At 72.3% G+C, this 17,559-nt stretch carries 16 protein-coding genes; 6 read left to right on the forward strand and 10 right to left on the reverse strand.

All coding sequences use genetic code 11. The features are described from left to right. Positions 1–10 precede the first annotated feature (10 nt). From AB0C21_RS33125 to AB0C21_RS33140, 4 genes are read right to left on the reverse strand one after another with little or no spacing between them, the layout of a single operon-like run. Positions 11–1,942: an NADH-quinone oxidoreductase subunit 5 family protein gene (locus tag AB0C21_RS33125; protein WP_500209595.1), complete on the reverse strand. Its 1,932-nt coding sequence runs from the start codon at positions 1,940–1,942 to the stop codon at positions 11–13. Next, the gene (gene nuoK / locus AB0C21_RS33130) at positions 1,939–2,301 is read right to left on the reverse strand and encodes an NADH-quinone oxidoreductase subunit NuoK (RefSeq protein WP_500209597.1); all 363 of its coding nucleotides are present in this window, start codon (positions 2,299–2,301) and stop codon (positions 1,939–1,941) included. Before nuoK ends, AB0C21_RS33125 begins: the two co-directional genes overlap by 4 nt. After that, positions 2,301–2,954, reverse strand: a complete 654-nt coding sequence (locus tag AB0C21_RS33135; RefSeq protein WP_500209599.1) for an NADH-quinone oxidoreductase subunit J family protein — start codon at positions 2,952–2,954, stop codon at positions 2,301–2,303. Before AB0C21_RS33135 ends, nuoK begins: the two co-directional genes overlap by 1 nt. Then, complete coding sequence (locus tag AB0C21_RS33140; RefSeq protein WP_500209601.1) at positions 2,951–3,499, reverse strand: NuoI/complex I 23 kDa subunit family protein; 549 nt, start codon at positions 3,497–3,499, stop codon at positions 2,951–2,953. Before AB0C21_RS33140 ends, AB0C21_RS33135 begins: the two co-directional genes overlap by 4 nt. Before the next feature lie 345 nt (positions 3,500–3,844). On the opposite strand from AB0C21_RS33140, the gene AB0C21_RS33145 reads away from it, so the two are divergent. Further along, positions 3,845–4,441, forward strand: coding sequence for a ComEA family DNA-binding protein (locus AB0C21_RS33145; RefSeq protein ID WP_500209603.1), 597 nt, complete (start codon positions 3,845–3,847; stop codon positions 4,439–4,441). Between the two features lie 27 nt (positions 4,442–4,468). Here the strand turns inward: AB0C21_RS33145 and AB0C21_RS33150 are convergent, their stop codons facing one another. From AB0C21_RS33150 to AB0C21_RS33165, 4 genes are read right to left on the reverse strand one after another with little or no spacing between them, the layout of a single operon-like run. Next, positions 4,469–5,422 (reverse strand): complex I subunit 1/NuoH family protein, encoded by a 954-nt coding sequence (locus AB0C21_RS33150; RefSeq protein ID WP_500209604.1) that lies wholly within the window; start codon positions 5,420–5,422, stop codon positions 4,469–4,471. Then, on the reverse strand, positions 5,415–5,981 hold the full coding sequence (locus tag AB0C21_RS33155) for an NADH-quinone oxidoreductase subunit C (RefSeq protein ID WP_500209606.1): 567 nt from the start codon (positions 5,979–5,981) through the stop codon (positions 5,415–5,417). Before AB0C21_RS33155 ends, AB0C21_RS33150 begins: the two co-directional genes overlap by 8 nt. Next, positions 5,978–7,156, reverse strand: a complete 1,179-nt coding sequence (locus AB0C21_RS33160; protein WP_500209607.1) for an NADH-quinone oxidoreductase subunit B — start codon at positions 7,154–7,156, stop codon at positions 5,978–5,980. Before AB0C21_RS33160 ends, AB0C21_RS33155 begins: the two co-directional genes overlap by 4 nt. Before the next feature lie 26 nt (positions 7,157–7,182). After that, positions 7,183–7,554: an NADH-quinone oxidoreductase subunit A gene (locus AB0C21_RS33165; protein WP_149259666.1), complete on the reverse strand. Its 372-nt coding sequence runs from the start codon at positions 7,552–7,554 to the stop codon at positions 7,183–7,185. 375 nt (positions 7,555–7,929) lie between these two features. Between AB0C21_RS33165 and AB0C21_RS33170 the strand changes: the two genes are divergently transcribed. From AB0C21_RS33170 to AB0C21_RS33190, 5 genes are all read left to right on the forward strand, one after another. After that, positions 7,930–8,997 carry a hypothetical protein gene (locus AB0C21_RS33170; RefSeq protein ID WP_500209608.1) on the forward strand — a complete coding sequence of 356 codons (1,068 nt, stop codon included), beginning with the start codon at positions 7,930–7,932 and terminating at the stop codon, positions 8,995–8,997. A gap of 257 nt (positions 8,998–9,254) precedes the next feature. Then, positions 9,255–10,937 (forward strand): hypothetical protein, encoded by a 1,683-nt coding sequence (locus AB0C21_RS33175; protein ID WP_500209610.1) that lies wholly within the window; start codon positions 9,255–9,257, stop codon positions 10,935–10,937. Between the two features lie 430 nt (positions 10,938–11,367). Continuing rightward, positions 11,368–13,209 carry a 2-oxoacid:acceptor oxidoreductase subunit alpha gene (locus tag AB0C21_RS33180; protein WP_500209611.1) on the forward strand — a complete coding sequence of 614 codons (1,842 nt, stop codon included), beginning with the start codon at positions 11,368–11,370 and terminating at the stop codon, positions 13,207–13,209. Between the two features lie 82 nt (positions 13,210–13,291). After that, positions 13,292–14,323, forward strand: a complete 1,032-nt coding sequence (locus AB0C21_RS33185; RefSeq protein ID WP_500209706.1) for a 2-oxoacid:ferredoxin oxidoreductase subunit beta — start codon at positions 13,292–13,294, stop codon at positions 14,321–14,323. Positions 14,324–14,630: 307 nt separating this feature from the next. Next, positions 14,631–15,494 carry a SecDF P1 head subdomain-containing protein gene (locus AB0C21_RS33190; protein ID WP_500209612.1) on the forward strand — a complete coding sequence of 288 codons (864 nt, stop codon included), beginning with the start codon at positions 14,631–14,633 and terminating at the stop codon, positions 15,492–15,494. A 200-nt stretch (positions 15,495–15,694) separates the two neighbouring features. Here AB0C21_RS33190 and AB0C21_RS33195 read toward each other — a convergent pair whose 3' ends face one another. Beyond that, positions 15,695–16,519, reverse strand: coding sequence for a YceI family protein (locus AB0C21_RS33195; protein WP_500209613.1), 825 nt, complete (start codon positions 16,517–16,519; stop codon positions 15,695–15,697). A 70-nt stretch (positions 16,520–16,589) separates the two neighbouring features. Next, entirely contained in the window at positions 16,590–17,543 is a 954-nt protein-coding gene (locus AB0C21_RS33200) for an MSCRAMM family protein (RefSeq protein ID WP_500209707.1), read from the reverse strand. Positions 17,544–17,559: the final 16 nt, after the last annotated feature.

The raw sequence follows: 17,559 nt of genomic DNA on the forward strand, positions 1-17,559 counted from the left end.
AGCACGAAGATCACTGGAAGATCACCACCGCGGCCGCGATGACGGCGACACCGGCGAGCAGGCCGGTGAGGTAGGTCTGGGGGTTTCCGTTCTGGACGAACCTGACCAGGCCGCCGAGCCTGCCCGTGGCCCGTCCGGTGCCGGTGACGGCGCCGTCCACGCGTCTCTGGTCGAAGATGACGACGTGCCTCGCCAGGGTCTGGACGGGCCGGACGATGACCGCCGCGTAGAGCTCGTCCACGAAGAAGGCCCGCGCGAAGACGGTGCGGACCGGGCCGAGCGCCCGCGCGGGGTCCAGAGCCGGGTCGCGGTTCCACACGAGGAACGCGCCTCCGGCGCCGGCGGCGAGGAGCAGGATGCTGAGCACCGAGGCCCCGAACTGGGGACGCAGCTCCGACGCCCCGAGCCCGAAGAACCCGAGGATCGCGGCGGGGACGGCCAGCGCCGCCACGGTCCACGACATGAAGCGCGACGGGTCGCGCACCTCGTACGGTCCGCGACGTTCACCGAAGAACGTCATCAACCACGCGCGCATCGCATAGGCGGCCGTCAGCACGACCGTGATGAGCAACCCCAGATAGATCAGCCATGCGATCCCGCCCGACACGCTGATCGAGTTGGGCCCTGCGCCAGAGGCCTGTGAGAGGGGCGCGTAGGAGAACCAGCCGGCCGTCTCGATCTCGCCGCCGTGCAGGGCGGCGTGCTGGGCGGCCTCGATGACGGCGTCCTTGCTGAACCATCCGCTGAACGGCGGGACGCCCGCGAGGGCGGCGAAACCCACCGTCATCGACCAGAACGTGAGGGGCATGCCGCGCCGGAGCCCGCCGTACTGGGCGAGCAGGTTCGACCCGGCGGTCACGATCACGCACCCGGCGGCGAGGAACAGCAGTGCCTTGAACGCCGCGTGGGTCAGCAGGTGGAAGACCGCCGCCGACCGCGCGCCCACCGCGAGTCCGGCGGCCATGACGGCGAGCTGGCTGATGGTCGAGTACGCCAGGACGCGCTTCAGGTCGTCCTGCGCGAGGGCCGCGCACGCCGAGCCGACCATGGAGACCACGGCGATCACGCCCAGCACGGCGAGCGCGGACGGGGCCGCGAGGAACACCCCGTACAGGCGCGCCACGACGTAGATCCCGGCCGCGACCATCGTCGCGGCGTGGATGAGGGCGCTGATCGGGGTGGGGCCCGCCATCGCGTCCGGGAGCCAGGTGTGCAGCGGGAACTGGGCGCTCTTGCCCGCGACCCCGGCGAGCAGCAGCAGCGCGGCCGCCGTCGCCGTCGTCTGCGGGAGCTCGCCCGCCGTCCGGACGATCCGGTCGATCTGGAACGTCCCGGCGCCCACGCCGAGGACGATCACGCCGATGAGGAAGCCGACGTCGCCGAGCCGCGTGACGAGGAACGCCTTGACCGCCGCCCGCGAGTTGGCCCGGTCCTCCCAGTGGTGGCCGATCAGGAAGTACGAGCAGATGCCCATGACCTCCCAGCCGACGTACAGGACGAGGAGGTCGCCGGAGTAGACGACCAGCAGCATCGCGGACGTGAACAGCGAGATGAACGCGGCGTAGGACGAGTACCGCCGGTCCCCCGACATGTACGCGACCGAGTACACCTGGACGGCCAGCGCCACGCAGCAGACCATGAGCCCGACGACCGCGGCGAGGCCGTCCACCTGGAGCCCGACGCTGATCGGGACCGAGCCGGTGTCGACCAGCGCGAGGGCGCCGGTGCGCTCGCCCGGGTCCCGCCAGACGGCGAACGCGACGATCGCCGACAGGACGAGCGACACCGCGACCGGCGCGCAGGCGATCAGCGCCGGACCGTTGCGCAGCGGCGAGCCCGCGGGGGCGCCGCGCAGCACCCGGGTCAGGGACGGGCCGAACAGCATCCCGGCGAAGGCGGCGAGGAAGGGCAGCAGCGCGACGAGCGACGCGAGCCAGATCACGGCGACGCCTCCTCGCGCTCGGGTTCCGGTTCGGAGGTCTCGGCGTTCTCGGGGATTTCGGAGAGACTGCGCAGCCGGTCGACGTCGATCATCTGGCGGTTGCGGAACACCAGCAGCACGATCGCGAGGCCGAGCCCGACCTCCGCCGCGGCGATCACGATCGTGAACAGCGTGAGGACCTGGCCGCCGTGCAGGCGGTCGCGGTACCAGACGTCGAACGTGACGAGGTTGAGGTTCACCGCGTTCAGCATCAGCTCGACCGACATCAGGACGAGGATCGCGTTGCGGCGCGCCAGCACCCCGTACACGCCGACGGAGAACAGCAGGGCGGCGACGACCGTCGGGTAGGCGAGATGCATCAGGCGCCGCCCTTCCCGTCTGGCGTCGCCGCGGGCTCCGCGCCGGATTCCGCGCCAGGCTCCGCGCCGGATTCCGCGCCAGGCTCCGCGCCGGGTTCGGTGCCGGGCTTCGCCTTCCGCTTCGCGCGGGGCTTCCCGTCGGCGGCGGGACGGGCCCGGATGTCCGAACGCGACAGGACGATCGCGCCGACCAGCGAGGCCAGCAGCAGCACCGACAGGACCTCGAACGGCAGCACCCACGTCCGGAACACCGCGCCGCCGAGCTCGTCCGCCGATCCGCCGCCCGCGCGCAGCGGCATCCGCGCGTCGCCGAACCCCATGACCATCACCGCGACCAGGACGGCGGCGGTGCCGGCGGCGACGGCCAGCGCGGCCCACCGGTTCCCGGAGTCGAGGTCGGCGGACTCCCCGATCGGCGCGCGCGTCAGCATGATCCCGAACAGCAGCAGCACCACGATGGCGCCGACGTAGATGAGGACCTGCACCCAGGCGACGAACTCCGCGGTGAGGACGAGGTAGCCGCCCGCGAGCGCGCCGAACGACACCACCAGCCACAGCGCCGCGTGGACGAGCTGCCGCGTCGTCACCACGAGGACCGCGGAGCCGACCGCCACCACGCCGAGCAGCGCGAACACGATCTCCTGGCCGCTCATGCGCGCTCCCCGGGCGCCGAGGGGGGCCGGCGGGCGGCCCGTGCGGCGGCCTTCTCCGCCGCGGCCACCTCCTTCGGCGGCTCGGCGGACGGGTCGTGGGCCTGCGGCGGCGGGACGGTCCACATCCACTCCCGCAGGCGCTCCTTCTCGTGCGTCAGCTCGGCGATGTCGTACTCGGCGTACTCGAACTCCGGCGACCAGAACAGCGCGTCGAACGGGCACACCTCGATGCAGATGCCGCAGTACATGCACAGCGCGAAGTCGATCGCGAACCGGTCGAGGACGTTGCGCGTCCGGGGGCGTCCGCCGCCCTCGGCCGGGAGCGTCTCCTTGTGCGAATCGATGTAGATGCACCAGTCGGGGCACTCGCGGGCGCAGAGCATGCACACCGTGCAGTTCTCCTCGAACAGCGCGATGACGCCCCTGCTGCGCGGCGGCAGGTCCGGTTGCACTTCGGGGTACTGGCGCGTTATGGACCGCCGCGTCATCGTCCGCAACGTGACCGCCAGCCCCTTGGCCAGCCCGCCTCCTGGTAGCCGTCCCACGCGCCCCATGATTGCGCACGATCGGCGCGGGGGGAACGCGGCGGGTTCCGCGTTCGTCCAACGAGGTATAGGTCGTGTGCTGATGAGCTGGTTTGCGGCCGGGGAGGGCATGTGAGTCATCACGCGGACCGCCCGCACGATTCGGAGCCCGGTCACCGCCCCCGTCCGGCGTCCGACCGCGCCCGTCCCGCGCACCGGCACCCGCCGCGGCCTCGGCAGAAGCCGCGCACCCCACCCGGCTGGAGTCCCCCTTACCCCGGGCCGCCGGTGCCCCCGCAGCCGCCCTATCCGCCGCCCATTCCGGCCCCGACCCCGGAGACGGCCCGAGGTTTCGTGTGGGCCTGCGTGCCCTTCCTCACTCTCGGCTACGGGACGCCGGTCTCGTTCCTGTACGCGGCCGTCCGGCGGCGGTCGCCGGGGCTCGCGGTCACCGCCGCCGGGTACGGCGCCGGGTCGGTCGCCGTGCTGATGATGCTTCAGTCCGGCCAGCTGTTCCTCACCGCACTCGGCTTGTTCACGGCGATCCTGCTGTGGATCGCCGGTACGGGGCACGCGATCGCCCTCCGGTCGTCCGTCTTCCCCCGGGAGGTCCCCCGCCACCGGCTCAACGAGCACGCGGTCGAGGTCGCCAAGTACCGCCGGTCGCTGCGGGAGGAGGCCCGCGCGCTCGCCGCCGAGGACCCGGCGCTCGCCCGCGAACTGCGCATCGGCCGCCCGGACATGCCGCGCACCTACGACGACGGCGGCCTCGTGGACGTCAACCACGCGTCCCGCGAGATCATCGAGGCGCTGCCCGGCGCGACCCCGGAGATCGCCGACCGGATCGTCCGCCGCCGCGAGCAGACGGGCGGGTTCGTCTCGGCCGAGGAGATGGCCGTCGACGCCGACGTCCCGCCGGACGTCCTCCCGCTGATGGCCGACTTCACGATCTTCCTCAGATGACGCCAGGGCTGCGAGGGCTGACGGCGCTCAGAGGGCGACCTTGAGGACGCCGGTCAGCGCGAGCTGGGCGAACGACAGCGGGACGAGCCACGCCCAGGCGAGCTTCTGCAACTGGTCCTCGCGCATGCGCGGATAGCTGACCCGCAGCCAGATCACGCAGAACGCCAGCACGCCGACCTTCAGCAGCGTCCAGAGCCAGCCCAGCTCGGTGTTCAGGAACGGGCCCTTCCAGCCGCCGAGGAACAGCACGGTCGTCAGCGCGCACAGCACCACGATCCCGGCGTACTCGGCCAGGATGAACAGCGCGAACCGCAGCCCGCCGTACTCCGTGTACGGGCCGAAGATGATCTCCGAGTCGGCCACCGGCATGTCGAACGGCGGCCGCCGCAGCTCCGCCAGGCCCGCGACGAAGAACACCACGCCGCCCACCGCCTGCCACGGCAGCCACCACCAGCGCCACTCCTCCACGACGCCCTGAAGCGACAGCGTCCCCGCCGCCATCGCCACCGACGACGCCGCGAACACCATCGGCAGCTCGTAGGACATCAGCTGCGCGGCGACCCGCATCCCGCCGAGCAGCGAGTACTTGTTCGCGCTCGCCCAGCCCGCCATGATCGCGCCGATCACGCCGACGCCCATGACCGCGAGCGCGAAGAACACCCCCGGGCCGAGGTCGAGCGCGACCTGCCCGCCCGGCCCGACCGGGACCACGAGCAGCACCAGCAGGTACGGGACGATCGCGACGCCCGGCGCCAGCTTGAACACCCACCGGTCGGCGTCGCGCGGGACCACGTCCTCCTTCTGCGCGAACTTGACCCCGTCGGCGACGAGCTGCGCCCAGCCGTGGAAGCCGCCCGCGTACATGGGGCCGAGGCGGCCCTGCATGTGCGCCATCACCTTGTGCTCGGCCTGCCCCACCAGCAGCGGGAGCACCGCGAACGCGCCCGCGACCAGCAGCAGCTTGACCACGACCTCAAGCATTCGGACCCCAGCCCTCCGGGACGCCGGGCGGGCGGACGCGGCGGCGGCTCGGCGCGCCGTGCCCCGACTCGCCCGGTTCCTTCGCGCCCGGCCACGGCTTGGCGACGCGGGCGGCGAGCACGAAGTCCTTGCGGAGCGGGTGGCCCTCGAAGCCCTCCGGCAGCAGCAGCGGGACGAGGTTCGGGTGGCCCTCGAAGAGGATGCCGAACATCTCCGACGTCTCCCGCTCGTGCCACGCTGCGCCCCGGTAGACGCCCGTCGCGGTCGCCAGCACGGGTGCGCGCTTGGAGACGCGCGTGCGGATCAGCAGGTGGTGGCGGCGCTCCAGCGAGTAGACGTGGACGACGACCGCGAAGCCGTCCTCCATCTCGTCCACGCCGGTCAGCCAGTCGAAGAACCCGCAGGAAAGCTCGTCGCGCGCGAAGGTGAGCGCGTCGATCCAGTGCTCGGGCGGCACCCCGACGGCCAGGCCGCCGTGCGTCTCCTCGCTGGTGATCTCGTCGCCGAAGCGGGCCGTCCAGGCGTCCGTGAGTTCCGCCGCGAGGGATTCGGAGCTCATCGGTCACGTCCGATCTGGTCGTCGTGCTCGTCGTCGACCAGGCCGGGGATGATCGAGGGATCGTGCTCCGGATTCACGCCCTCGGCCGTGTCCTGCGCCGTGCCCTCGTCAGTGCCCTCGTCCTCGGGAAGGTGAACGGGCTGCGTCGTGTCCGTGGGCAGGACGGGCGGAGTCTCAGGCTCGGGCGCGGCCTCGATTTCGCTTAGGTTTCGGACGGGCTGCGTGACGTCGGTCGGCCCGACAACCTCCGGCTCGGGTTCTGGGCGAGCCTCGGCTTCGCCGAGGTGCTCGACCGGCTGGGTGACGTCGGTCGGTTCGACGGGCGGCGCCTGCGGCTCGGGCCTCCCCGGGGCCTCGGCATCGTCGAGGTGCCGGACGGGCTGGGTCGTGTCCGTCGGCCGGGCGGCCGGCGCCTGCGGCTCGGGCTCGGGCGGAGGTTCGGCCTCGCCCAGATGCGGGACGGGCAGCGTCTCGTTCTCCGCGGCCTCGTGCCCCACTACCTCAGACTGCGCCGCCTCGTCGTCCGGCCCCTCCTCCGGTGCGCTGTTCCAGTGCTCGAAGGTCTCGTGCTGGTCGGGCGGGGGCGGCGGCTGGAGCGGGCGGCGCAGGACGGTCGCCGTGAGCGGGCGCGGCGCGGGCGGCGGGGCCACGGGCTCGCGGTCGGCGCCGTCGCCGCCGTAGCGGTCGCCGAGCGACTCGGCCGCGATCTTCTCCTGGAGGTGGACGATGCCGTGCAGCAGCGCCTCCGGGCGGGGCGGGCAGCCGGGCACGTAGACGTCCACGGGGATGATCTGGTCGACGCCCTTGGTCACGCAGTAGGAGTCCCAGTACGGGCCGCCGCAGTTGGAGCAGGCGCCGAAGGAGATGACGTACTTGGGTTCGGGCATCTGCTCGTAGAGGCGGCGCACGGCCGGGGCCATCTTGTCGCTGACGGTCCCGGAGACGACCATCAGGTCGGCCTGCCGCGGGCCGGGGGCGAACGGGATGACGCCGAGCCGGATGAAGTCGTGCCGGCTCATCGACGTCGCGATGAACTCGATGGCGCAGCAGGCCAGCCCGAAGTTGAAGACCCAGAGCGAGTAGCGGCGGCCCCAGTTGAGCACGAACCTGATCGGCTTGGGCGCGAGCCGCGACAGCGGCCCGACGCTCGGCGGGGGTAGATCGATGGTGCCCACACCGCCATTGTTACAGCGCCCGGCGGTCAGACCCAGGACAGGACGCCCTTCTTGCCCGCGTATGCGAGCCCCGTGGCGAGGAAGGCCAGGAAGACGAACATCTCGCCGAGGGTCGTCGCGCCGTAGCCGGGGTCCGAGAAGACGGTCGCCCAGGGGAACAGGAAGACCGCGTCCACCGCGAACACCACGTACAGGTAGCCGAAGACGTAATAGCGCACGTAGGAGTGGGCCCAGCCCTCTCCGACCGGATCGACGCCGCACTCGTACGTTGTCAGCTTCTCGACCGTGGGACGATGGGGACGCAGCAGCCGGTTCGCCGCGAGCGCTCCCCCGACGATCCCGGCGCCCACGAGGAGCAGCACGACCACGACGACATATGTGTCGAAATAGTTATGCACCAGATCCTCCTCGCGTGCGTCACATCAAGTATCTCGCGGAGCAGCCAGTATCTCGCGGAGCAGCATCGAGCTATGTGACGTCGTACCTCCTCGACAGGGGGATCACAATGTCATGGTCTTGCTGCACACTAGGTTCGCATGGGTCAGTTTGACCTGGAAGGACGTGACCGGATGAGCAACCCCCCTCCTCCCCCGGGCTGGGAATCCCCGGGCGGGGCCTCCTGGCCGCCTCCGCCGCCGCCAGCGGGCCCGGGCGGGCCCGGTCCCGGCGGGCCCGGCGGCCCGGGCGGGGCTCCGCCGCCCGGCGGCTTCGGTGGTCCCGGAACCCCGCCTCCCTTCTTCCCGCCGCCCCCCGGCGCCCCGATGGGCCCCCCGATGCCGCCGCCGAGGCGCGGCGGTGGCGGCGGCCTGGTGATCGGCCTCGTCGGCGGCGGCGTCGCCCTGCTGGTGATCATCGCGATCGTGGTGTTCGTGGTGGCCAAGGGCGGCGGCAAGTCCCCCGAGGAGAAGCTGACCGCGGCCGCCTCCGACATGGACTCCGCCCGCGCGGTCTCGCTGAAGGGCACGTTCGGCGGCAGCGAGACGCTGCGCGGTGAGCTGAACGTCACCAAGGGCGGCCGCGCGATGGGGCCCGTCACCTGGAACAGCGACCAGGTCACCGTGCTGTCGGCCGACGGCAAGCTGTTCGTGAAGGGCGACAAGTCGTACTGGACGCGGCAGATCTCCTCCACCGACGACCCGTACTACCTCACCTCGGGTGAGCAGTGGGGCCGCCTGAGCGCGGACGAGCTCGACCTCGACTTCAAGGAGCAGCTGTCCCCGACGGCGCTGGCGAGCAAGATCCGCTCGGCCCGGCTGTCGCGGGTCAAGCCGATCGAGACGACGTGGATGGGCAAGAAGGCCCTCAAGTTCAGCACCTTCTCCTCCACCCTCTACATCACCGACGAGGACGACGCGAAGCTGCTGCGCTACGAGGCGACCACGCCGCGCGTGGCGGTCGACGTCACCCCGAAGGACTCCAGCGACGCCTCGTCCCTCATCTCGGACATGCGCACGAGCATGGGCGAGCTGAAGGACTCCTTCAACGGCTCGGCCCGGCCCACGGTCGACGAGTGGAAGAAGGGCGGCTGCAACGGCAACTCCGGCTGCACGGTCGAGGCCAAGATCCGGCCGCCGTACGACGCGGAGAAGCCCGTCTCCATCGACGTCCGGTTCCGGCTCACGGCCGGCACGCTGACCGGCCGCGACCTCGGCAACTGCACCACCCGCATCACGATCACGAGCACCCTCTCCCAGTGGGCGAGCTGCCGGGTCGTCAGCAGCGCGTGGACGAGCTGGGCCAAGGCCACCGGCGGCACCTTCTACAAGCACGCCGAGTACAAGGTGATCGGCGCCACCTCGGCCGAGGTGTCCGCCCTGCAGAACGGCCTCGACAGCGAATGACGCCGCAGGTGAGGCGCATCGCGCGCTGAGCCGCGGCCGCAAGGGTGCCCGGCGGCGTCCTCCTCTTTCGGGGGGAGGCGCCGCCGGGCACCCTTATGCTCTTTGTGGACGGCCCCTCCAGGGCCCGGCGGCCGCCCCCATCCCCCGGAACGTTCCCGAGCCCGTCGGTGCCCAGCGGGGGACGCCTCCTACCCCTTGCTTTGTGTCTGACGGTCGGGCCGAAACCGGGCCCCGGAAGTGAGCAGAGTGAGCCCCGAGTGAGCGTTGACAAGGACGAGCCGTCACCGACGGCCTCTTCCCGCCCCCCGTCCCCGGACGCCCGCCCCGACCAGGGCGACCCCGTCGAGGGGCCCCACCCCGGAGACGTCCGCGTCGCCGGCGGCCAGGCCCCGCCGGGCGCGGCCTCCACCACGGATCCGGGCACGGGGCCACAGGCGGCGACGGCCCCCGCGGCCCCCTCCGGTTCGGACCCGGGCGCGACCCCGACCGACCCGCACGGCACGCCCACCCTCGTCCCGCCCGGCGCGGACCCCGCCCTCCCGCCCGGCGTGGTCCCCATGGTCCCCGTGAGGCAGCCCGGCGCGGCGTCCCCCTCCCCGCCCGCGGCGCCCTCTGGTCCGGGCTTCGTTCCGCCGCCCGGTGCGGGCGGCCCCGTCCCGCCCGACTCGGGCTTTCCGGGCGCGGCGTTCCCGCAGGGCGGCCCGGTCCCGCCGGGCTCTCCCGGGCCGGGCCAGAAGCGCAAGCCTCGGGGACGGCGAGTGGTGGTCGTCGCCGGGGCGGCGGCCGCCGTGGTCGTCGTCGGCGCGATTGCGGCCGTGGTGCTCACCGGAGGCGAGGAGTCCGCGAAGAAGAAGCCGAAGCCGACGGTGTCGGCCGCGCCTCCCGCATGGACGATCGCGGCGGGCCGCGACCTCACCTCCGGGACGGGCCTGCGCTACGACGGCACCGTGACGGTCAACGGGCAGCCCGTCCAGGCGCACCTGCGCGTGACGCCCGCGGGGGCGGCGACCGGCACGCTCACCGGGGGCGTGCTGACGGCGGAGGTCGTCGCGGTCGGCGGCGTCACCTACCTCAAGGCAGGGACGTCTTTCTGGCAGACCTACGCGAGCGGCGTCGCGCATCCGGAGTACTACGCGGGGCGCTGGTCCAAGGCGCCCGCGTCGGTGCCCGGCTTCGACGTCCCGGACGTCCTCGGGCCCAAGGCGATCGCGAAAGCGCTGGCCAAGGCTCCCGCGAAGCCGCCCACGGAGGACGTGAACGGCGTCCGGGCCTTCAGGGTGAAGACGTCCGACGCGGAGTACGTGCTCACGGCGGCGGCCCCCTACCGGCTGCTGGCGGTGCGGCCGAGCGGGCAGGCGGGGCCGCGCTTCACCGCCGCGCCCGTCGCGGCCCCGGCGACGCTGTTCGCCGAGCTGCGCCCGCGCGTGGCCAGGCTCGGCGGGGCGTCCGATCCCGGCCTGCGCTTCACGCCGGGGACGCTGACGTTCAGCAACTGCGACCAGAACACCAGCGGCTGCACCGTGAGCATGCCCGCCACGCTCACCGAGCCCGCGACGGTGCCGGACGGCGCGCGCGCGGCGCTGCGGGCGGCGATCTCGTCGAGGGGCGAGCCGCTCGGGACCTGCACGGGGTCGGGACCGGTCCCGGCCAACCGTTCGCTGGTTCTGCGTTGCACCGTGACGAGCAAACTGTGGCGGCACTGGATGCGCGCCGCCCTCGACAACCCCGGCTCCTACCCGTACGAGGCGAAGGCGCGCGTCGTCGGCGAGGCGCTGGACGTCGCTGACGTGCCGAAACTCCTCGCCCGCGTCGACAAGGAGCGCAAGGCGGTCATGAAGGCCGTCACGGCCACGCCGGGCCCGGCGGTGTCGGGGGAGCCGTCCGTCAAGCACTCGGAGGGGCCAGAAGTCGCCACATCCCAGACACCAGGGACACCGTGAACCCCACCTTCAGGGGCGGTGCGGTCGAACGGGATTCCGGCTGTCTACACTTCGGGTCGTGAACTCCACGCCTCTGGGGAGCCGATGCTCCTCGACGAGTCCCGCGCGGCTGCTGGTCCGGCGTCTGCACGTCGACCTGTGCCGCCAGCGCAGCTGCCTGTGTTCGGGATGAACCCGGGGGCCCGTCCAGGTCGTATCGCCCGATAGGACCTGCGGAGCGTTCCGCCGCCCGTCGCTCGCCTCCAAGACGCGCGGCCACCGGCACCCCGCGGGGAGCGCACGTCTTCATTCTGTGCGGTCATCCCGGTGTGCGGCCTGTCCCCGCTCATCCATCCCGTCCCGGACATACCATGAAGGTAAGCCTTAGTAGCATCACGATCCTGGGTGCCTCCCCCAGGACGGATGCTGCGCGTCGAGGAGGTCTTCCTCTGTGACCAAACAGGTCCAGCAGCTCGACCGCGTCATCATCCGCTTCGCCGGGGACTCCGGCGACGGCATGCAGCTGACCGGCGACCGCTTCACCCAGGAGACCGCGGCGTTCGGCAACGACCTTTCGACGTTGCCGAACTTCCCGGCCGAAATCCGCGCCCCCGCCGGGACCCTCCCCGGCGTGTCCAGCTTCCAGTTGCACTTCGCCGACCACGACATCCTGACGCCCGGCGACGCGCCCAACGTCCTGGTGGCGATGAACCCCGCCGCCCTCAAGGCGAACCTCGGGGACCTGCCGCACGGCGCCGACCTCATCGTCAACACCGACGAGTTCACCAAGCGCAACCTCGCCAAGGTCGGCTACGCGACCAGCCCCGTCGAGGACGACTCGCTGTCGGAGTACCGGGTCCACGCGCTGCCGCTGACCTCGATGACGGTGAAGGCGCTGGAGGACTTCGACATCTCCAAGAAGGACGCCGAGCGCGCGAAGAACATGTTCGCGCTCGGCCTCCTGTCGTGGCTGTACCACCGTCCCACCGACGGGACGCTGGCCTTCCTGGAGCGCAAGTTCGCCAGCAAGCCCGAGATCATGAAGGCCAACATCGCGGCTTTCCAGGCGGGCTGGTCCTACGGCGAGACCACCGAGGCGTTCTCGGTGCAGTACGAGATCAAGCCGGCCGAGCACGAGCCCGGGCTGTACCGCAACATCACCGGGAACCTCGCGCTGGCGTACGGGCTGGTCGCGGCGGGCGTGCAGAGCGGGCTGCCGATCTTCCTCGGCTCCTACCCGATCACGCCGGCGTCCGACATCCTGCACGAGATCTCCAAGCACAAGCGGTTCGGCGTCCGGACCTTCCAGGCCGAGGACGAGATCGCCGCGGTCGGCGCGGCGCTCGGCGCCTCGTTCGGCGGATCGCTCGGCGTCACCACGACGTCCGGGCCCGGCATCGCGCTGAAGAGCGAGACGATCGGCCTCGGCGTCGCCACCGAGCTTCCGCTGCTGGTCATCGACGTGCAGCGGGCCGGGCCGTCCACCGGCCTGCCGACCAAGACCGAGCAGGCCGACCTGCTGCAGGCCATGTACGGCCGCAACGGCGAGGCCCCCGTCCCGGTGGTCGCGCCGCAGTCCCCGTCGGACTGCTTCGACGCGGCGATCGAGGCGGCGCGGATCGCCGTGAAGTACCGCACGCCGGTCATCCTGCTGTCGGACGGCTACCTCGCCAACGGGTCCGAGCCGTGGAAGCTGCCGGACGTGGCGTCCCTGCCGAAGATCGAGCCGAACTTCGCCGAGCCCTCGCAGGAGGAGTTCCAGCCGTTCGAGCGCGACCCGGCCACCCTCGCCCGCCCGTGGGCGGTCCCGGGCACGGCGGGGCTGGAGCACCGGATCGGCGGCCTGGAGAAGGCCGACGTCACCGGCAACATCTCCTACGACCCCGCGAACCACGACCGCATGGTCCGGCTCCGCCAGGCCAAGATCGACGGCATCGCGAACGACATCGCGCCGCTCGCCGTGGACGACCCGTCCGGTGAGGCACGCGTCCTGGTGATGGGCTGGGGCGGGACGTACGGGGCCATCTCCGCGGCCGTCCGGCGCGTCCGGGCGTCCGGGCGGAACATCGCGCAGGCGCACCTGCGGCACCTCAACCCGTTCCCCGCGAACCTGCCCGAGGTGCTGCGCTCCTACGACAAGGTGATCGTCCCTGAGATCAACCTCGGCCAGCTCGCGCTGCTGCTGCGCGGCCGGCTGCTCATCGACGTGATCGGCTACAACCAGGTCCGCGGCCTGCCCTTCAAGGCCGAGGAGCTCCAGGGCGTCATCCAGGATGTGATCGACAGTGAGTGACAACGGAGCGAACGGCAACGGCTCCCCGAACGGGAACGGCAACGGCGCGCCGAACGGCAGCGGCGCGCCGACCGGCAACGGCCTGCTCTCCCTCGTCCCGAAGGCGGACGGGAAGCAGACGATGAAGGACTTCAAGACCGACCAGGAGGTGCGCTGGTGCCCCGGGTGCGGTGACTACGCGATCCTCGCGGCCGTCCAGTCCTTCCTTCCCGAGCTCGGGCTGCGCCGCGAGAACATCACGTTCATCTCCGGCATCGGCTGCTCGTCGCGGTTCCCGTACTACATGAACACCTACGGGTTCCACTCGATCCACGGCCGCGCGCCCGCGATCGCGACGGGCCTCGCCACGTCCCGTCCGGACCTGTCGGTGTGGGTGGTGACCGGGGACGGCGACTCGCTGTCCATCGGCGGCAACCACCTCATCCACGCGCTGCGCCGCAACGTCAACCTCAAGATCCTGCTGTTCAACAACCGGATCTACGGGCTGACGAAGGGCCAGTACTCGCCCACGTCGGAGCTCGGCAAGATCACCAAGTCGACGCCGATGGGCTCGCTCGACGCCCCCTTCAACCCGCTGTCGCTCGCGATCGGCGCGGAGGGCACGTTCGTCGCCCGCACCATCGACTCCGACCGCAAGCACCTGCAGTCGGTGCTGCGGGCCGCCGCGCAGCACCGCGGCACCGCGCTCGTCGAGATCTACCAGAACTGCAACATCTTCAACGACGGCGCGTTCGACCCGCTGAAGGACGCGGCGGTGCGCGACGACGTCACCGTCCGGCTGGAGCACGGCGAGCCCATCGTGTTCGGGGCCGACCGCGCCAAGGCGCTGCGCCGCACCCCGTCCGGGTCGTTCGAGGTCGTGAACGTCGCGGACGTGGACCCGTCCGAGATCGCCGTGCACGACGCCCACAACCCGGACCCGTCGCAGGCGTTCGCGCTGTCGCGGCTGGACCAGCCCGCGTTCGAGCACACCCCGATCGGCATCTTCCGCGACGTCGACCGCCCGTCCTACGACGAGTTGATGCGGGCCCAGCTCGACGAGGCCGTCCAGACGCAGGGCGAGGGCGACCTCGCGGCCCTGCTCGGCAGCGGCGACACGTGGCGCATCGACTGATCGCGGCGACGTAGGAGAGCACTCTCCGAGGCCCGGCCCCGCCACCGCGGGGCCGGGCCTTCGCACGCTTGGAAACCCCGGGAACGGGGCACTGTCTCTCACGTGCCGACCGCCGGCGATCCGCGGGAGTCTTCCGGACGGGACGCCATGCGCGGCGGCGTCCCCGCCTGACAGACTGAGGAGATCATGAACCGGGGAGGTGACGATGCGGGTCATACCGCGCCGTAACAAGGGTCGTTCGCGGGACGAGGATCCCGCGCCCACCCCGGCGCCTCCCGCCCCGTCCCCCGATCCCTCGCCTTCGAACGTGAAGCGGCAGGCCCCGCTGATCCCCGAAGACGCCGCGCAGCCGACGCAGCCCCAGCGTCCCGTCCCCGCCCCGTCCGGCGACACGCGTCCCATGAAGGCCCCGCCCGAACCGGGCCGCGACCCCGCCGAGGCGCTGGGGCAGAAGAGCCTGCGTGACGCGGACCGGCGCGCCGAGGCCACGACGGCCGTGCTGCCCGCGGCCGCCCGGCCGCTGGACACGGAGGCCGAGCGGCGGCGTGCGCGCGCCGCGCAGCGGCAGCGGCAGGCCGCGGAGATGAAACGGAGCCGGGCGGCGCGGCGGCGGGGACGCACCTACCGGGAGGCCCCGCCCGCGGGGGCCGCCGAGCAGCACCGGTCGGCGATGCTGGTCATGGTCCTCACACTGGGCCTGCTGATCGCCGCCGTCGCGGTGACCGGGGGGCTGATCGCGTCCTCGATGCGGACGCGGCCGGTGACGCTGGCCGCGCCGCTGCACATCTACCCGGTCGCGCAGGCGGTGCCGGGCCAGTGCCCCGCCGGGACGCAGGGCATCACCGGGCAGACCGCCACCGGTGTGACCTGCTACCGCCTCACCCAGGGGCTCGCCATCCACAAGGTCGCCGACCTGCGCGTGCAGAAGTCGCGGGTGAAGCCCGGCGGGTACGACGTGGCGGTGACGCTCCGCCCGAGCGACCGGCAGGCGTTCGCCCAGCTGACCCGCGCGACGGTCGGGCGCGACCTGGCCTTCGTCGTTCGCGAGCGCCTCGTAACGCTGCCGCGCGTCGACATGGCCATCACCGACGGCAAGGTCATCGTGACCGGCTCCCCCGACCGCGCCTCAGCGAACGCCCTCGTCCGCCAACTAAAGGGGCACGCTGTTTAACTGCGTTTCTCTCCTCCTTCGGGCCTGGCGGCCCTCCATCGTCGAAAAACGCGGGCGATCGCTGGCATCGCTCCGGCTCGCCTTGCGGCTCGCTGCGCGATCAGATTCTTGCTCCGCTCGAATCTGCCTTCGGACGCGATCGCGACCATTCAGGTTGTCGCGGGGTGCGGCGCGGGCTGAGGTCAGTGCGCTGCTCATTCTTACGTCGGGAGTTCTTCCCCCTGGACGGCTTGGATTTCCAGTTCGACCTTCAGGCTTTCGCCTACCAGGGCCACGCCCGCTTCGACGATCTGGTTGAAGCGGATGCCGAAGTCGGCGCGGCGGAGTTCGGCGGTCGCGCGGAACGCGGCGCGGAAGCCGCCCCACAGGTCGCCGCCGCTGCCGAGGTAGGTCATGTCGAGGTCGACCGGCTGGGTGACGCCGTTGAGGGTGAGGCGGCCGTGGACGGTCCAGCGGTCGGGCCCGGCGGCGGTCAGCCCCTCGCCCTCGTAGGTGACGACCGGGTGGACGTCGGCGTTCAGGAAGTCGGCAGAGCGCAGGTGGTCGTCGCGCATCTTGTTGCCGGTGTCGATGGACGCCGCCTCGATGCGCGCCGTGACGCGTGACTCCTCGACCGGCTCGGCGATCTCGATGCGGCCCTCGAAGGCGGCGAACCGGCCGCGGACGCTCGACAGGCCGAGGTGCTGCGCGACGGCGCCGACGTTGGAGTGCGCCGGGTCGATCGTCCAGGCGCCGGCCGGCGGGAGCTCGGTGCCGCCCGCCCGGCCGAGGACGATCTTCCCGATGTCGGCGGTGCCCGCGCTGGAGACGATCATCGTCGAGGCGGCCGGCTGGAAGCCCATGGCCGTCACGATCACCGTGTAGGTGCCGGGGGGCAGCGGGCCGGCGGCGAGCACGCCGTCCTCCCCGGTCTGCTCGCGCGCGACCTGGTCGCCCGCCAGGTTCGTGACCGTGACGATGGCGTGCCGCACCGCCCAGCCGTCCTTCGTCCGCACCGTCCCGCGCAGACCTCGGTTCGCGTCCATCAACGACCCGCACTCCAGGTTCCGTGTTCTGGGGCCGCCGCCCGCGGGCGGCCCGGCTCGCTCGCGTCCGTCACTCGTCCGGGTAGCCGAGCTTCAGGTCGTGGTCGTCCAGCCCGCCGCCGGAAAGCGACAGACCGGTCGCGACCGGAGGATATCCGGACGCGATCAGCGTGTACTGGCCGCCGGTGAGGTCGGTGAAGGCGTACTCGCCGTCCGGTCCGGTGATGACCATCGCGACGACGTTCCCGGCGGCGTCGACGAGCGTGACCCGCGCGTCCCCGACCGGCTCCCCCGACTCGTTGCGGACCGTCCCGCGAATCCGGGCGCCGGGCGGCATGTCCACGTCCAGCACCGTCTGCCCGCTCCCGGTGACCTCCACCGGCATCGCGACCGGGCGGTGCGCGGCGGCGCTGACGGCGAGCGTGTAGGCGCCGGACACGATGTCCTGGAACGCGTAGCGCCCGTCGGTGTCGGTGCGTCCGGTGCCGACGACGTCGCCGCGCACGTCGGTGACGACGACCATCGCATTGACGATGGGGGCGCCGCCGGCGCTGCGGACCGTTCCGGCCAGGCCGCCGCTGCCGGCCAGCAGCAGGTCGAACTCGACCGGCCGGTCGCCGACGACGAGCGTCGCGGCCTGCGGCTCGTGCCCGGCGGTCGCGGCGATCAGCACGTAGCTGCCGGGGCCGGGCGTCGGCAGCGCGTACCGCCCGTCCCCCCGGGTGATGGTGCGGGCGAGTTGGTGGCCGTCCACGCCGATGAGGGTGAGGGCGGCCGAGACGACGGGCTCTCCTTCGCGCGTCCGCACGACGCCCCGCACCGGAACGCCGCCGGGCTCTTGCAGCCCGTTCTGCTGGGCCAGGAGATGCACCTGGGAGGCGAGGTCCAGAGTGGCCGAGGGCGCCGCCGGCTCCTCGGGCGGGGTCGGCGGCGTGGTGGTCTTGGCGAAGCGGCCGTCGTCCTGGGGGCCGTGGCCGCGCGCGTGCCTGCCCGCGCCGATCGCACCGACGGCGCCCGTCCGCACCGCCGGGGACGGCGGG

This window comes from Spirillospora sp. NPDC049024 (genome assembly GCF_040649235.1).
Lineage (GTDB): Bacteria > Actinomycetota > Actinomycetes > Streptosporangiales > Streptosporangiaceae > Spirillospora.